Source organism: Mycolicibacterium sp. MU0050 (assembly GCF_963378085.1).
Classification (GTDB): Bacteria; Actinomycetota; Actinomycetes; order Mycobacteriales; family Mycobacteriaceae; genus Mycobacterium; species Mycobacterium wendilense.
Map to the genome: position 1 here is coordinate 2,818,474 of NZ_OY726395.1, position 15,790 is coordinate 2,834,263.

Sequence of the window (15,790 nt, forward strand, 5' to 3'; positions counted from 1 at the left end):
CCTAGTGACGGGCGCGCAGACCGGCATCCAAACTGATGCAGGTGGCGTTGAAGTAGACGTTGGTGATGATGTGTTCGATCAGGCGACCGATCTCGGCCGGATCCCCCATTCGCTTGGGGTACAGCACCGACTCCTGCAAGGAGGTCAACACGGCCTCCGAGACCTCGCCGGCCATCCCGGTCTCGAACACTCCGGGAACCACCGATACGCAACGGATCCCGTCCTTGGCAAGGTCGCGGGCGATCGGCAGGGACATCCCGACCACCCCGGCCTTACTCGCCGCATAGGCCACCGTGCCCCGAGTGCCATCCCAGGCCGCACCGGAGGCGATGTTCACCAGCACCCCGCGCTCGGTGGTCTCCGGATCAGGCTCGTTGGTGACCATCTGGGCGGCCGCGAGACGCACCACGTTGAACACGCCGGTGAGGTTGACGTCGATCACGCGTTGCCACACCTCGAGACTGTGCGGCACTCCCTTGGACACCGTTTTCATCATCGAGGGGATGCCGGCGCAGTTGACCGCGGCGTGCACGGTGCCGAACTGCTCGGTGGCCACCCGTACCGCCGTTTCGACCTGTACGGCGTCGCCGACATCGGTGCGCACCGCGATCGCTCCCGCGCCGAGTTCCGCGGCGGCTCTTGCCACCCGTTCCTCGTTCACGTCGAGCAGCACCACATTGGCGCCCGCCTTGTGCAGCGTCTGCGCGGTCGCCAGCCCCATGCCGGATGCGGCGCCGGTCACGAGGGCGCACCGGCCGTTCAATTTCACTGTTGTGCTCCTTGTTTGGTGAGTTGCGGCAGTTCCACCGCGTCAGCTAGACCCTGCTGTTTGAGCTTGAACTTCTGCACCTTGGCGGTCTCGGTCTTGGGGAGTTGGTCGACAAAGCGGATGTAGCGCGGAAACGCGAACCGCGGCAGGCCTTCCGCGCAGACCGCGGCGATGTCGGCGAGGCTGGGTGCTCGGCCCGGATCGGTCACCACCGCGACGGCGATCTCGTCCTCGCCGAACTCGGAAGGCACCGGGTAGGCGCCGCACTCGACCACGCCGTCAATGGTGTTGAGCACGTCTTCCACGGTGCGCGGCGAGATGTTCTCCCCGCGACGACGGATCATTTCCTTGACCCGGTCCACGTAGTACACGTAGCCGTCCTCGTCGATCCGCGCCGCATCACCGGTGTGGAACCAGAAGTTGCGCATCACCTTCAGCGACTCCTCTGGCTGGTTCCAGTAGCCGTTGGACATCGACCATGGCTCGTCACACCTGATGCAGAGCTCACCCACCTCGCCGGGCGGAACCTCACGGTCGTACTCGTCGACGACCCGGACGCGGTACGGCGCGACCGCCCGACCACAGGAGCCATGGGGCACCACAGCATCGACGGAGTTCAGGATCGGGATACTGATCTCGGTGGCCCCGTACATCTCGAATATCGGAATATCGAACCGCCGCGCGAAGGCGTCGACCAGCGGCCGTGGCGCCGGGACGATCAACGCCCGGGTGATGTCGTTGGTGCGGTCCTGGCCCGACTCCGGCTGGGCCAGCAGGAAATGCGCCATCGACACCACCATGTGCGCCACCGTCGCTCGGTGCTCGCGGGCCTGTTCCCAGAACTTGCTCGCGCTGAACTTTCGGACCAGCAGCAGCCGCGCGCCCGAGATCAGGCAGGCGCCCACATTCATGTACTTGCCACCGCCGTGAAACAGCGGCAGTACGGCGATCAAGGTGTCGTCCGACGTCAGCTGCAGGGCCCGCACGGTGCGCTCTCCGATCCGCACCGTCGCGCGGTGCGGCAGCACCGCCCCCTTGGGTAGGCCGGTGGTCCCGGAGGTGTACATGATCGAGGCGGTATCCGGCCCGGCGGCGGCGGTTTTCACCGCCACGCCCGGGTTGGCGATGATCGCGTCCAGTGTGCCCGGATCGTGCTCCGGGGCGTCGACGTGCGGCGCCACCCCGATCAGCAGGCCGCAGGTGCCGCCGGGCAGGGCTTCCTCGATTCTCTCGCAATGGTCCGCGTCGACGATGGCCGCCTTGGGCGCGGCGTCCTGCAGGACGTGCCGCAAACTGGCGCCCACCAGGCCCGGGTTGACCGGAACCTCGACTGCGCCGATCTTGCTGAGCCCCAGCATCACGTACACGGCGCGGACATCGTTGGGCACCAACGTCATCACCCGATCGCCGGCCCCCACCCCGCCACGCTGAAGTGCCGCGGCGATCGCCGAGGCCCGCTGATCCAGCTCGCGGTAGGTGACTTCGACACCGTCGTCCTGCACGATGCACACCCGGTCGGGGTCGCGGGCCGCCCAGCGTTCGACCACCGCGCTCAGCACCGAATCGAGCAAGTCGAGCTCGCCGATAGGCACCGCGCCCACTACAGCTCCCCCGACAACACCGGGGACTCGATACGCTGCGCATCAGCGGTGTGCAGGCAGGCCCGGCACTTGACGACGCGCAGCCAGCCCCGGTAGTCGACCACCCGGTAGCGGGCCAACCGCCGAGCACCACAGCGCTCGCAACCGTCGTCCACCTCCTCGACCGCCTCATTGATGAACAACTCTGTGGGCTGCGGGTAAATCTTCATGGTCTACTCCTCCAAAGGCTGCGTTGGTCAGGGAGCGGCGGTCACGATGTCGTTGCGGACATCACGTGCCACTGCGTTCGGATCGCGGCGGGCCGGGTCGCCGCAGCCGCCCGCGCCGGGGGTCTGATGCACCACCACATCGCGGGCACCGATCACCACGCCGGCTTGTTTGCTCGACCGGAACTGCGTCTCGCCGGGCACTTCCTCGGGCACCAAGCGGCCGGCTGCATCCACGATGCCGGCCAGCACCTCCGGTTCGCCCAGATCCGCGCCGGACGCCCAGGCGTCCAGAGCGTTGCGATACACCTTGATGTGCCCGGTGGTCCCGTTATCTCCGCCCATCGCACCCCGCGGCCCGATCCGGCACTGGTCGAGCTGGAACGAGCTTTCGCAATCGGCCAGCGGGACCAACACGGATCGGGTTGCCGGCCCGCCGCGATACTGCCCGGATCCCGCGGTGTCCGCGACGAATTCGCGCTCGAGCAGCAACACCGGGAAAGATTCCTCTTCGAGTTCGATCGACGTCACCACGCAGTTGCCGCCCTCCTGGAACGTATAACAACTGCCGTCGCCCTGCGCGTGGCCGCCGAAAGGCCCCTGGAACAGGTTCATGGAGATGAACGGGGCCGGGACATCGCTGCGAGTGTCGACCCCGGCGAAGCTCATGAACAGCACGTCGTCATAGTTCTCCGCCACCGCCATCGCCGGATCGGCCTGCGAGAGAGCCCTTTTCACCAGGTTTATCGCCTTGGCGATGAACATGGTGTGGCCGGCGTTGGTCGCCATCGGGGGCAGCGCGTGCAAGCAGCTTCCCGGTGGCAACACGACGTGCACGGGGCGGTAGGCGCCGGCGTTGGGGCTGATCGAATCCGGTAGCGCGACCTGCAGTCCCAGGTGGGCACCGGACACCCCGTCGGACCAGGTGCAGGCGAAACCGCCCCATTCGTTGCGTGACGACCCGGAGTAGTCGACCTCCACCTCACCGCCGTGCTTACGCACGGTGCAGCGGATGAGCATCGGGTCACCGTCCATGTCGTTGTCCATGTAGTCCTCGGCGGACCATTCTCCGTCCGGGATCGCACTCAGGGCCGCGCGCATCGCCCGCTCGGTATGGTCCAGCGAGTACTGCACAGCGCCCGCGTAGGCCTCGCGCCCGTAACGGTTTACGTAGCGCAGCACCATCTCCGCACCCAACACCAACGCCGAATGGATCACCTGCAGGTCATTGAGACTGATGTCGGGGATCCGGGTTTGGCCGGTGAACAGTTCGACGGTCTCACGGACGAGTTCGCCCTCGCGGTAGAGGTGCCGCGGCGAGATCCGGATGCCCTCGGCGTACATGTCCCGCTGCAGGCCGGGGCCGAACCCGGTGGGAATGGGCCCGCCGATGTCGAGCCAGTGGGTGATCGCTGCGGCGAAGCCGACCAGTACTTGTTCGTCGTCGAAGATCGGCATCAGGGTGCCGACGTCGTTGATGTGACTGCCGCCGCGGTAGGGCTCGTTGAAGATGATGACGTCACCGGGCTTGAAGTTCTCCACGCCCCAGTGCTCGATGGCCATCCTGGCGTAGAACTGGTTGATCACGTAGTGGCCGGGCGCGGCGGTGCCCATGGCGATCGCGTCGAAATCCAAGTCGCGATCGGCATCCCGGGGCGCGAGCAACCCGATGCCGAAGTCGTTGACCTCGCTGAGCAGTGGGCTCAGTGCCGCGGTATTGATCTTGATCTGCATCTGCAGACCGATGTGTTCCAGCGCGTGCCGGATCACCTCGGCGGTGGTGAGGTCGACGCCGTAACGGTCTTCGACCTCTTTGGCGCCGAGCACGGAAACCGGTTGGGGTGCCACAGTTGTCACAGGTTCTTCTCCTCGATCTCGATGATCACGTCGCCGAATTCGTTCACCGTCGCGACATCGCCCGCGACGAGCACGCCGGTGTACGTCTGGGCCTCGATGACCGCCGGGCCGGCCACCACCTGGTTGGGTGCGAAGTCGTCGGCGTTGTAGACCGGCACGTCCCGGTTGAGTTCGCCCATGAGGGTGATGTCGCGGCGGCGCCTGGGTTGCGCCGGTTCGCTGTTGGTCAGCCGGGGCGGGAACAGTCGGCGCTGATCGGTCGACACCGCGCGGGTGCGCAGGGTCTGGACGTAGATTGGTGCGGGCAGGCTGTAACCGAACTGGCGTTGATGCGCGGCGGCGAAGGCTTCGGTCAGGTGCGTCAGCGGCTCTGGGTGCGACGGGTCGATGACCGCCGCGAGCTCCCATCGCTGGCCCAGGTAGGTGGCGTCCAGCCAGGCTTCGACGACGACATCCCGGTTGCCGCGACCGCGGAGCCTCCCGACCAGGTGCTCCAGGCTCTGCCGGGCCCGGGCGAACACGTCGGTCGCGACGTCCTCGGTGACGGTCGCCATCACCGGGGTGACCTCTTCCTCGAACGCTTGAGCAGTGAGCAGACCGAACGCCGAGAACACCCCTGACAGGGCCGGGATGACCACCCGCGGCATCTGCAGCGAGCGTGCGATCTGACTGGCCACCAGCGGCCCGGCTGCGCCGTAACTCACCAGCCCGAACTCGCGCGGATCGGCGCCGCGATAAACCGTGAGGCGCCGAACCGCCTCCGCCATGTTGTGGATGGCGACTTCGGTCGAGGTGCGCGCAACCTCGACTGCGGTCATGTCCAGGGCCGCGGCCAACGGCGCGAATGCGGCCTCCGCAGCCGCGACGTCCGGGTAGATCTCGCCGCCCAGGGGCACCTCGGCATCCAGCACACCGAGCAGCAGGAAGGCATCGGTGACGGTCGGCTGGGTGCCGCCGTGGCCGTAGCAAGCCGGGCCGGGGTCGCTGCCCGCGCTTTCCGGACCGACCTTGAGCCCGCCGCCCTCGTCGATCGCGATCAGGCTGCCGCCGCCCGCGCCGATGCTGTGGATCTCCACCACCGGCAGGCTGACCAGCAGATCGTGCTCGATCTCGAGCTCGCGTTTGACCGACGCGCGACCGTCCACCACCACGGCGACCTCGGTGCTGGTGCCACCCATGTCGAAGCCCACCAGGTTCGGCATCTCGAGTCGCTCGGCGTAGGCCTGCACGCCCATGACCCCGCCGACCGGTCCGCTGTTGAGGGTCGCGACGGGCCGGGACGTGACCTGCTCGGCGGTGATCAGACCGCCGTCGTTGGTCATGAACGTCAAGGGGGCGTCCAGGCCGGCCTCCCGCAGCCGACCCTCCACCCGCGTCGTGTAGGACTCCATCAACGGCTGGACGTAGGCGTTGAGCACGCAGGTGGAGAACCGGTTGTACTCACGCGGGAACGGCGCCACCTCCGCCGAGGTGCTCACGCTGATACCGGGAAACCGGTCGCGGATCAGTTCGGCGGCGCGTTGCTCGTGTTCGGGATGCTTGTAGGCGTGCAGGAAACACACCGCGATGCCCTGGCATCCGTCGGCCACCAGGCGCTCCACCTCCTGCAGCAGACGTTCTTCGTCGAGGGTCATCAACACTCCGCCGTCGGCCATCAGCCGCTCGCTGACGGTGCGGCGGCGGTATCGCTCGACGATGGGCCGCAGCTCGTGGGGTCGACGCCAGCGCGGGTCCACCATGGCCTCGAAGGGGCGCCAACCGCGGGCCATATCGAGAAGGTCACGGAACCCGTGGGTGGTCACCATGCCGATGTCGGCGCCGCGGCGGGTCAGGATCGCGTTGAGCGCCACCGTGGTGCCGTGCACGATCTGGTCGATGGGAGTGTCGCCGGGTTCGGCCTTCTCGATGGTGCGGAGCAGCCCGTTGGCGAGGTCGTCGTAGGTCGTCAAGGACTTGGTGCCGATGCGTACCTGTTCGCCTTCGGCCAGCACCAGGTCGGTGAAAGTGCCCCCGGTGTCGATGCCGATGCGCAGTGCCGTATTCGAGGTCATGCTCACACTCCCTTGTCAGTAGTCGGGGACGTCATGCCGTAGAGGAGCCGGTCTGCGAACGACTCGGCGATCTTCTCGATCTTCAACGGCCCCTCGGGGTCGAACCAGAACGCGGTGAAGTTACATGCGCCGAGGATGGCGAGGGCGTCCAGATGTGCGTCGCCAGAACGGAATTCACCCGTGGCCATGCCCGCCTTGATGACCTGTTCGAAGTCGGTCCGAAACTGGTTGCGGCCCTTGCCGATGGTGACCGCCATCTCGCCGCTGAGATGGCCGTACTCGCGCAGGAACACCGTGCCTTCGGACTGATAGATGCCGGCGGTCTGCACGGTCTCGATGATCAGTTCCCGCAGTTTCTGGGTCGGTGTGCTGTCCGACTCGACGATCCGCAGGGCGGAGTCGCGCAGCTTGTGGGCAAACCGCTCGTGCAGGGCGTACAGCAGCACTTCCTTGCTGGCCACGTGGTAGTAGAGGCCGGCCTTGGTCATGCCGGCCTCTTCGGCGATCTGACGCAGCGATGCGTTCGCGAAACCTTCGCGTTCCATCACGCGCGCGGCCGCGACGAGGATACGTTCGGGTATCTGCGGCGTTTCGGCGCTGCCGTCGGTGTCGGTCATCGTTGTCCCCTTCCGGTTACTTTACCGGCCGGCCGGTAAAGTGGTGAGGGGAACGTTAACCAGCGGCGGTACCCCTGTCAAGGGCCAGGCGCCGCGATGCGGCCAACGAAGCCGACAAATGTGTTTCAGGCGTTTGGAATTCAGCGATCGGCGGTGCTCGTGAGCCGAGGCCCGCCCGGCTCACCACGGCGCCGCGGCGATGAGCGCCCGAGCATGGCCGTGATGGCACCGACGCCGAGCTGCCCGGTGGCGGGGTCGAAGGCACACAGCGAGAAGGTCACGCCAATCCGTATTACCCCGCCGCGGTGCGGCGAAACCCGGCTACTTCTCGGCGGGCTCCGGCTTGGCGTCGATCCCCGACTCCTTGCGCTGTTGGGCGGTGATGGGCGCCGGCGCGTCGGTGAGCGGGTCCACGCCGCCACCGGTCTTCGGGAACGCGATCACCTCGCGGATCGAGTCCTCGCCGGCCAGCAGCGCGGTGATCCGGTCCCAACCGAAGGCGATACCGCCGTGCGGTGGCGCCCCAAAGGTGAAGGCGTCCAACAGGAATCCGAACTTGTCCTGGGCCTCAGCGGCGTCGATGCCCATCATCGCGAAGACGCGTTCCTGGACGTCGCGGCGATGGATACGGATCGAGCCGCCGCCGATCTCGTTGCCGTTGCAGACGATGTCGTAGGCGTTGGCCAGCGCGGTGCCCGGTTCGGTGTCGAACGTCGCCTCCGACTGCGGCTGCGGGGCGGTGAACGCGTGGTGCACCGCCGTCCAGGCACCCGAACCGACCGCCACGTCACCGGCCGCGGCCGCGTCGTCGGCCGGCTCGAACAGCGGCCAGTCCACCACCCAGGCCAGCGCCCACGCGTCCGGGTCGATCAGGTCCAACCGCTTGGCGATCTCGATGCGGGTGGCGCCCAGTAGCGCCCGCGCCGCCTTGACCGGCCCGGCCGCGAAGAACACACAGTCACCGGGCTTGGCGCCGACGTACGCGGCCAGCCCCTCGCGCTCGGCGTCGGACAGATTCTTGGCGACGGGCCCGCCGAGGGTGCCGTCCTCGGCGATCAGCACGTAGGCCAGGCCCTTGTGGCCGCGCTGCTTGGCGAACTCCTGCCACCCGTCGAGGGTGCGACGCGGCTGCGACGCCCCGCCCGGCATGACCACGGCACCGACATGCGGCGCCTGGAACACCCGGAACGGGGTGTCCTTGAAGTATTCGGTGCAGTCGACCAGCTCCAGGTCGAACCGCAGATCCGGCTTGTCGCTGCCGTAGCGGCGCATGGCCTCGGCGTGGGTGATGCGCGGCAGCGGGGTCGGCAGGTCGTAGCCGATCAGGGCCCACAGCGCCTTGAGGATCTCCTCGGACACCGCGATCACGTCGTCGGCCTCCACGAAGCTCATCTCCAGGTCCAGCTGGGTGAACTCGGGCTGGCGATCGGCCCGGAAGTCCTCGTCGCGGTAGCAGCGCGCAATCTGGTAGTAGCGCTCCATGCCGGCGACCATTAGCAGCTGCTTGAACAGCTGCGGGCTCTGCGGCAGCGCGTAGAACGACCCGGGCTGCAGCCGCGCCGGGACCAGGAAGTCGCGGGCGCCCTCGGGCGTGGAACGGGTCAGCGTCGGCGTCTCGATCTCGACGAAGTCGTGCTGCTCGAGCACCGCACGGGCGGCGGCATTGACCTTGGAGCGCAGGCGAAGCGCGCGGCCGGGGCCCTCGCGGCGCAGGTCCAGGTAGCGGTAGCGCAGCCGCGCCTCCTCGCCGGCCGTCTCGTCGAGCTGGAACGGCAGCGGCGCGCTCTCGGACAGCACGGTCAGCGACGACGCGTTGACCTCGATCTCGCCGGTCGCGATCTCGGCGTTGGTGTTGCCCTCGGGCCGGACCTCGACCACCCCGGTGACCGCCACGCAGAATTCCGCGCGCAGTCGGTGCGCCTGGCTGAGCACCTCGGCGTCGCGGAACACCACCTGCGACACGCTGGGCCCGCTTCCCGCGTCGCTGCGCTCCTGCCCTCCGGTGCCGCCATCACGTAAATCGATGAAGATCACGCCGCCGTGATCGCGGCGACGCGCGACCCACCCGGCCAGCGTGACCGTCTGCCCGGCGTCGGAGGCACGCAACGAGCCGGCGGTGTGGGAGCGCAGCACTGAGATACTCCTCTTTCAGGGGTATGAGACGAAGGACCAGTCTAAGGGGCGGGGTTCGGCGGCTTGACCAGGCGGCCGTCGAGGGCCTCCTGCAGTTGCGCGCGGGTCAGCCGGCCGCCGAGGAACGCCCTCAGGCGCCCCACCGGCAGGCCCCCCATCATGGCGGCGATGTTGCTCTGACCTGCCGAGGCACCGCCGGCCCAGTCCGGCGCGGCGCCCGCCAGTAGCTCCAGCACGCGCTCCAGCGCCGCCGGGTTGTGCGCCACCTCCGCCAGCGTCGACTCCAGCGTCAGCGGGATCTCGGCGCCCTCGCCGGTCAGTGTCACCGTGGCGCCGGCGCGCAGGTCCCGGCTGGAGGCGCCAACGTCGACGCGGTAGTCGCCGGGTTCGAGGACCCAGTCCCCGACCCGGACCTCCCAATAGGCGAGATCGCGCCGCGTCAGCCGCACCTCCAGCTCGGTGGACTCGCCGGCCGCCAGCTCGGCGGCGGCGAAACCCGCCAGCACGCGCGGTGGCCGGGGCACGGCCGAGTCGGGGACCCCGACGTAGAACTGCGCGACCTCGCGACCGGCCCGCCGGCCGATGTTGGCGACGGTGACCCGGGCCGTGATGCCGTCGTCGGTGACAGTCAGCCGCAGATCCCGGTAGTCGAACTCGGTGTAGGACAGGCCGTGGCCGAACGGGAACTGCACGTCCCGCTCGAGTGCGTCGTACCAGCGGTACCCGACGTAGAGCCCCTCCCCGTGCCGAACCTGACCCGCCGCGCCCGGAAAGTTCAGGTAGCTCGGGACGTCCTGCAGCCGCAGCGGCACGGTCTCGGCCAGCTTGCCCGACGGGTTGACCGTCCCGAACAGCACGTCGGCGATCGCGGCGCCGCCGCCCTGCCCGCTCAGGGCGGCGTCGAGCAACGCGGGCGCGGGGACCGTCGCCAGCCGCACCACCCCGCCGTGGGACAACACCACGGCGGTGCGCGGCTGGGCCTCGGTCACCGCCGCGATCAACTCGAGTTGCGTTGCGGGCAGGTCGATGTCGGCGCGGTCGAAGCCCTCGCTCTCCAGTTCCTCGGCCAGCCCGCAGAAGACCACCGCGGTGTCCGCGGCCGCGGCGGCGCGCACCGCCGCCGACCGCAGCGCCTCGGCATCGGCACCGTCGTCGTCCGTGTCGAGCCGGTAACCCACCTCGAAGCGGACCGCTCCGCCGGCCCGCCGGGCGATCTCGTCGAGGGGCACGTCGACCCGGGTCGCGGTCACGTGCGAACTGCCGCCGCCCTGATACCGCGGCGAGCGCGCCAGTTCCCCGATGACCGCCAGCGAGTCCGTCGGCGCCAGCGGCAGCAGTTCATCGGCGTTGCGCAGCAGGACGATCGAGCGCCGCGCCGCCTCCCGGGCCAACTCGTGGTGCGCCTCGAGGTCGACCCGAAGTTCGGGCCGCGCGAGCGAGTGGGCGCGGCGGCCCAGGGTCTCGATGCGCTGCGCGGCCCGGCGGACCGCGGCCTCGGGCAGCGCACCGTCGCCGACGGCGGTCACCAGCTGGGCGTCACCGGCCGTGTCGGGGCCCGGCATGACCAGATCCAGACCGGCGGCCACCGACCGGACCCGGTCGTCGACCGCACCCCAGTCGCTGACCACCACCCCCTCGTAGCCCCACTCACCGCGCAGCAATTCGGTGAGCAGCCACGAGTTCTCGGCCGCCCACACGCCGTTGATGCGGTTGTAGGAGGTCATCACCGTCCACGGCCGGGCCTCGGTGATCACCCGGTGAAAGGCCGGCAGGTACACCTCGCGCAGGGTGCGGGTGTCCACCTCGGCGCTGATCCGTATGCGGTCGGTTTCCTGGTTGTTGACCGCAAAGTGTTTGACCGACGCACCGATGCCCTGGTCCTGGATGCCGCGCACCCAGGCGCTGCCCAACACCCCGGACAGGTGGGGGTCCTCGGAGTAGTACTCGAAGTTGCGGCCGCCCCGTGGGTCGCGCTTGATGTTGATGCCGGGACCGAGCACCACCTGCACGTCCAGCGCGTGGGCCTCGCGGCCGATCGCGGCGGCGACCCGGGCCACCAGGGCGGGATCCCAGCTCTGTGCCAGCGCCACCGCCGGCGGGAAGCAGGTCGCGGGTTCGGCGTCGTTGATGCCCAGATGGTCGGCGGCCGCGCGTTGCCGCCGCACGCCGTGCGGGCCGTCGGTCAGCGTGATGGCCGGGACCTCCCCGACCGACTTGGTGGACCAGAAATCGGCGCCGCTGCCCAACGCCGCCCGCGCCGCGAGGTCCATCAGTACAGGCCTTCCCACGCGGTGCGCCGGACGCGGTCCGGATCGCCGACGGTGATGTCCCTGGTGCTGCGGATGACCCGGGTCGCCCGGCGGGGAGTGTCGTAATGGGGCCAGGGGGCCGGTTGGCCGCTGGTGGCGAAGTCCAGCCAGGTGCGCTGCATCCGGCGCCCGACCGAGGGCTGCACATGCCGGCCCAACGGGTGCAGTTTGCGGCCGAGGTAGGAACCGTAGCTGTGCTGGATGTGCACGATCTCGCTGCCGTGGGTGGCGCCGAGCCCCAGGGCCCGCAACGTCCAGGTGGTGTGGTCGAAGCGGTAGACGTAGGTGTCGGCGTGTTTGCTGTAGGCGTCGGCGAACGCCCACGTCGGGGCCCCGAAGGTGGCGTCGGCGCCGACCGCGATGAGCGCGCGCCGCCGCGGGTAGCCCGGATAGGCGGCCAACACCCGGTCCTTGGCCCCCGGATCCAGCCGGGCGAAGAAGGTATCGACGTTGGCCCGCGTGGTGGGCAACATCGGCGGCTTGGACCAGGCGAACATCGACGCTTCGTTGCTGTTGGTGCCGATGATCAGCGGGACTTCGGCCACCGAACCCGCGCGCGCGGCGCCGATGGGATGTCGGGGCAACAGCTCGACGCCGTGGGTCAGCCCGTACGCCAAAGTGGGAGTGGTTGCGACACTGTGCAATTGCTGGGTTCCGGCCGCCCGGCGCAGCGCCTTCTGCGGCATTCGCTTGAGTTCACCGGGGCCGACCCCGAGCTCGTGCAGGAACCGGTCGGCCTGCTCGGCGCGGCTGTCGTAATCGGCGATCAACGGCAGCGCGGGACTCTGCGCGATCGCCCGCCCGAACAGTCCGGCGGCGGCGGGACTGGCCAGCAGCGCCAACACCGATGTGGCTCCGGCGGATTCGCCGAAGACGGTGACCCGGTCGGGGTTTCCGCCGAAGGCCGCGATGTTGTCCCGGACCCAGCGCAGCGCGGCGATCTGGTCCCGCAGGCACAGGTTGTCATCGAAACCCTCGCCCAGGGAACCGAGTTCGAAGCCACCGAACACCCCGATCCGATACGTGATGTTCACCACGACGACGTTGCCGTTGGCGGCCAACCGGGACCCGTTGTAGAGCTGCAGCTGGCCGGCGCCGTAGACGAAGGCGCCGCCGGGGATCCACACCATCACCGGCAGCGAACCCGAGGTGTCCGGGGACCACACCGTCAGTGTCAGGCAGGCCTCGTCGCGCACCTTCGGGTCGTCCCGGCCGCCCCCGACGAACGACCGGCCCTGCGGCGGTAGGGGTCCGTGCTCGGTGGCGTCGCGCACGCCGGGCCAGGGGCGCGGTGGGACGGGCGCGGCGAACCGCCGCTCCCCCAGCGGCTGTTCGGCGTACGGGATGCCCCGCCACACGCCTACCCCGCCGTCGGTGTCGCCGCGCAGGGCGCCGGCGTCGGTCTGGACCACGCGCGGCGGCGTGGCGACGGTGCCTTTCGGATTGCCGGACACACCCTGAATCGTATGTGCAAAGCTATGTCCGTTGGGGCCCGGCAAACCGCCGGGGTGCCGGATGCGCGGATGGAGAGTACCCATGACCTTCAGTGAAGGGATGCGGATCGACACCAGCACCACCACCACAAGCGGCGGTGGCGGGCGGGGCGGCCGCGGGATCGCCATCGGCGGCGGGCTCGGCGGGCTGGTCGTGCTGTTGATCGCGTTGTTCCTGGGCGTCGACCCCGGTGGCGTGATGAGCCAGCAGGGCCTGGAGACCCAGGGCGTGGAGGCCCCCGGATTCGATGTCAGCCAGTGCCGCACCGGGGCCGACGCCAACAGCATCGTCGAGTGCCGGGTGATCGCCACCGGCAACTCGCTGGACCACATCTGGGGCCAGCTGCTGCAGGGCTACAGCCGACCCAATCTGCGGCTGTTCACCGGGCACGTCGAGACCGGCTGCGGGCCCGCCACCTCCGACGTCGGGCCGTTCTACTGCCCCGCCGACCAGACGGCCTACTTCGACACCGACTTCTTCGAAGTCCTCAAGACCCAGTTCGGTTCCACCGGCGGCCCGTTGGCCCAGGAGTATGTGGTCGCCCACGAGTACGGCCACCACGTGCAGCATCAGCTGGGCAACCTGGCCCGGGCGCAGCGCGGCCCCACCGGCGCGGAGAGCAACGCCGTGCGGGCCGAGCTGCAGGCCGACTGCTACGCCGGGGTGTGGGCGCATTACGCGGCCATCACCAAGCAGCCCGGCACCGACGTCAACTTCCTGGAGCCGTTGACCGACCGCGACATCGCCGACGCGCTGTCGGCCGCCCAGGCCGTCGGCGACGACCGAATCCAGAAGGCGGCCACCGGCCGGGTCAACCCCGAGTCCTGGACCCACGGGTCCTCGGCGCAGCGGCAGCACTGGTTCACCGTCGGGTATCAGACCGGCGACCCGAACAAGTGCGACACGTTCAGCGCCGCCAACCTCGACGGTTAGAGCCGGGACTGCTCCGCGATCGCCGTGTCGGCGGTGCGCAGTGGGCGGATCAGCCCGTCCTGGGTGAACGACGCCAGCAGGGCCCCCTCTTCGGAGTGGACCGTGCCGCGCACGTAGGACATCCCCGCGCCGACCTGGGTGCTCTCGTGGGAGTAGAGCAGCCACCCGTCCCATGTCACGGGTTCGTGGAAGCTCACGCTGATCGTCATCGGCGCCGTCGAGACCGTGACGTGGGCCTGGCTGGTCCCGATCCCCTCGTGCGCCCGCATGGTGGTCGAAATACCAAGGTGGCCGGTGAAGTACGCGATGAGCGCCTTCGCCAGCTCGTCACGCTGCGGGATCGGGTCGTACTTCAACCAGGCGTGCAGTTCCGGCGGTCCGACCTCGTCGGGGCTGTTGACGTCGACGACGTCGACGAGACGCACCTGGCGGCCCACCATGGGCATCGTGGCCTCGTTGGCCTCGGCGGGCGCCTTGACCTCGGGGCGCGGCAGGTGGTGGGTGATGACGTCTGCGGTCGGAACGTCGCACAGCACGGTGATGGTGATGCACCGCTTGCCGTTCTGCAGCGCCGTGACCACGGCGGTGGCGGTGGACCGTCCTTCCTGCACCACGTCGATGGCCAATTCCACTGGGGCGCCGACCATCACGACTCGGCTGAACACCGCGTACGCCGACCGCAGCGACTTGCCCGGGAAGCGCTTGGCGACCGCGACGAGGGCCTGCGAGAGCACCTGGGTGCCCTCGACCACCTGCCGGTCGTCCTCCCCGGCCGGTCCGGTCGGCGCGGCGAACCGGTCGGGTTCGGTCGACTCCACGTCGAAGAGGTCGACGAGCCCCTCGACCGTCCAGACGATCTGATTGGATTCCGTTGTCACGCTGTGCTTCCTCCTGATTGAGCGATGACTTTCATTACCGTGTCCGCGAATTCGGCCAGGCTGGCCGGCGCGGCAAAGTCCGCGAACCACACGTAGAACCGCTCGACACCCCGGTCGATCAGCCCGCCGAAGTGCTCGACCAACTCCGGTGCGGTACCGCACACCAGTCCGTCGCCGAGATGTCCGAATCGACGCCGGGCGGTCTCGGCGACCGCGCCGCGGTCCGCGTCCGCGCCGGCGAAACCGACCATCTGCTGCATGGAGACCCGTGCGTCGCCCACCGTGGGCAGCAGCGCGTCGAGTCGGTCCAGCTGGTGCGAGGGGATGTTCCACCAGTCGGCGTACTTGCGCGTCAGCTCCAGGGTGGTCTTTCCGATCCCACCCAGGATCAACGGAATAGGCTGGGAGGCAACAGGTTCCTGGGTCCGCTCGGTGACTCCGTCGCGGCCCCAGAACTCCCGGATCAATGCGACGTCGGCGGCCAGTCGGCGCGCCCGCCCCTTGGCGTCGTCGCCGCCCTCGATGCCGAAGCGGGCGAACTCCGCGGGCCACGAGCCCGACCCGAGCCCGAGTTCGAAGCGACCTCCGGAGGCCTCGGCGAGCGTGACGGCCTGCTTGGCCAGCACGGCCGGATGGCGGAAGCCGTCGCACAACACCAGGTGGCCGATCTTCAGCCGCTCGGTACGCGCGGCCACCCACGTCGCGAGTGTCATTGCCTCCCAGATGCTTTGATGCGTCGCCCCCGGGGGCTCGAGATGGTCGATGAAAGCGATGCCGTCAAAACCGTTGCGCTCGGCGGTCTGTGCGCGCAGCACCACATCGTCGATTCCCATCCGCACCTGCGGCAGGAAGAGAAACCATTCGGCCATGGGTCCAAGACAGTAACCCCCGACCGCCACGCGCGCTAGACACTCGCACAGCATGTCCGCCAACCGGTACCCT

At 69.0% G+C, this 15,790-nt stretch carries 12 protein-coding genes; 1 reads left to right on the plus strand and 11 read right to left on the minus strand.

Going from position 1 to position 15,790, the window contains the following annotated elements; all coding sequences use genetic code 11:
• Nucleotide 1: 1 nt before the first annotated feature.
• The 9 genes from R2K23_RS13200 to R2K23_RS13240 all read right to left on the minus strand — a co-directional run bounded on the left by R2K23_RS13200 (nt 2) and on the right by R2K23_RS13240 (nt 13,165).
• Entirely contained in the window at nt 2-742 is a 741-nt protein-coding gene (locus R2K23_RS13200; protein ID WP_316510053.1) for an SDR family NAD(P)-dependent oxidoreductase, read from the minus strand.
• Nucleotides 743-765: 23 nt separating this feature from the next.
• Nucleotides 766-2,370: a class I adenylate-forming enzyme family protein gene (locus R2K23_RS13205; protein WP_316510054.1), complete on the minus strand. Its 1,605-nt coding sequence runs from the start codon at nt 2,368-2,370 to the stop codon at nt 766-768.
• The gene (locus R2K23_RS13210; RefSeq protein WP_316510055.1) at nt 2,370-2,579 is read right to left on the minus strand and encodes a hypothetical protein; all 210 of its coding nucleotides are present in this window, start codon (nt 2,577-2,579) and stop codon (nt 2,370-2,372) included. The genes R2K23_RS13205 and R2K23_RS13210 overlap by 1 nt, the downstream gene beginning before the upstream one ends.
• Before the next feature lie 27 nt (nt 2,580-2,606).
• Nucleotides 2,607-4,433: a hydantoinase B/oxoprolinase family protein gene (locus tag R2K23_RS13215; protein ID WP_316510056.1), complete on the minus strand. Its 1,827-nt coding sequence runs from the start codon at nt 4,431-4,433 to the stop codon at nt 2,607-2,609.
• Complete coding sequence (locus R2K23_RS13220; protein WP_316510058.1) at nt 4,430-6,484, minus strand: hydantoinase/oxoprolinase family protein; 2,055 nt, start codon at nt 6,482-6,484, stop codon at nt 4,430-4,432. The genes R2K23_RS13215 and R2K23_RS13220 overlap by 4 nt, the downstream gene beginning before the upstream one ends.
• 2 nt (nt 6,485-6,486) lie before the next feature.
• Nucleotides 6,487-7,101, minus strand: coding sequence for a TetR/AcrR family transcriptional regulator (locus R2K23_RS13225; RefSeq protein ID WP_316510059.1), 615 nt, complete (start codon nt 7,099-7,101; stop codon nt 6,487-6,489).
• Nucleotides 7,102-7,422: 321 nt separating this feature from the next.
• On the minus strand, nt 7,423-9,234 hold the full coding sequence (gene aspS, locus R2K23_RS13230) for an aspartate--tRNA ligase (protein WP_316510060.1): 1,812 nt from the start codon (nt 9,232-9,234) through the stop codon (nt 7,423-7,425).
• Between the two features lie 41 nt (nt 9,235-9,275).
• A complete protein-coding gene (locus R2K23_RS13235) occupies nt 9,276-11,504 on the minus strand; it encodes a glycoside hydrolase family 3 C-terminal domain-containing protein (protein ID WP_316510061.1) in 2,229 nt (742 codons plus the stop codon).
• The gene (locus R2K23_RS13240) at nt 11,504-13,165 is read right to left on the minus strand and encodes a carboxylesterase/lipase family protein (protein WP_316510062.1); all 1,662 of its coding nucleotides are present in this window, start codon (nt 13,163-13,165) and stop codon (nt 11,504-11,506) included. Before R2K23_RS13240 ends, R2K23_RS13235 begins: the two co-directional genes overlap by 1 nt.
• Between R2K23_RS13240 and ypfJ the strand changes: the two genes are divergently transcribed.
• The gene (gene ypfJ, locus R2K23_RS13245) at nt 13,080-13,970 is read left to right on the plus strand and encodes a KPN_02809 family neutral zinc metallopeptidase (RefSeq protein ID WP_316510063.1); all 891 of its coding nucleotides are present in this window, start codon (nt 13,080-13,082) and stop codon (nt 13,968-13,970) included. The genes R2K23_RS13240 and ypfJ overlap by 86 nt on opposite strands.
• Here ypfJ and R2K23_RS13250 read toward each other — a convergent pair.
• Entirely contained in the window at nt 13,967-14,848 is an 882-nt protein-coding gene (locus tag R2K23_RS13250) for an acyl-CoA thioesterase (protein WP_316510064.1), read from the minus strand. The two genes, ypfJ and R2K23_RS13250, sit on opposite strands and share 4 nt — an antisense overlap.
• Nucleotides 14,845-15,717, minus strand: coding sequence for an LLM class flavin-dependent oxidoreductase (locus R2K23_RS13255; protein ID WP_316510065.1), 873 nt, complete (start codon nt 15,715-15,717; stop codon nt 14,845-14,847). Before R2K23_RS13255 ends, R2K23_RS13250 begins: the two co-directional genes overlap by 4 nt.
• Between the last annotated feature and the right edge of the window lie 73 nt (nt 15,718-15,790).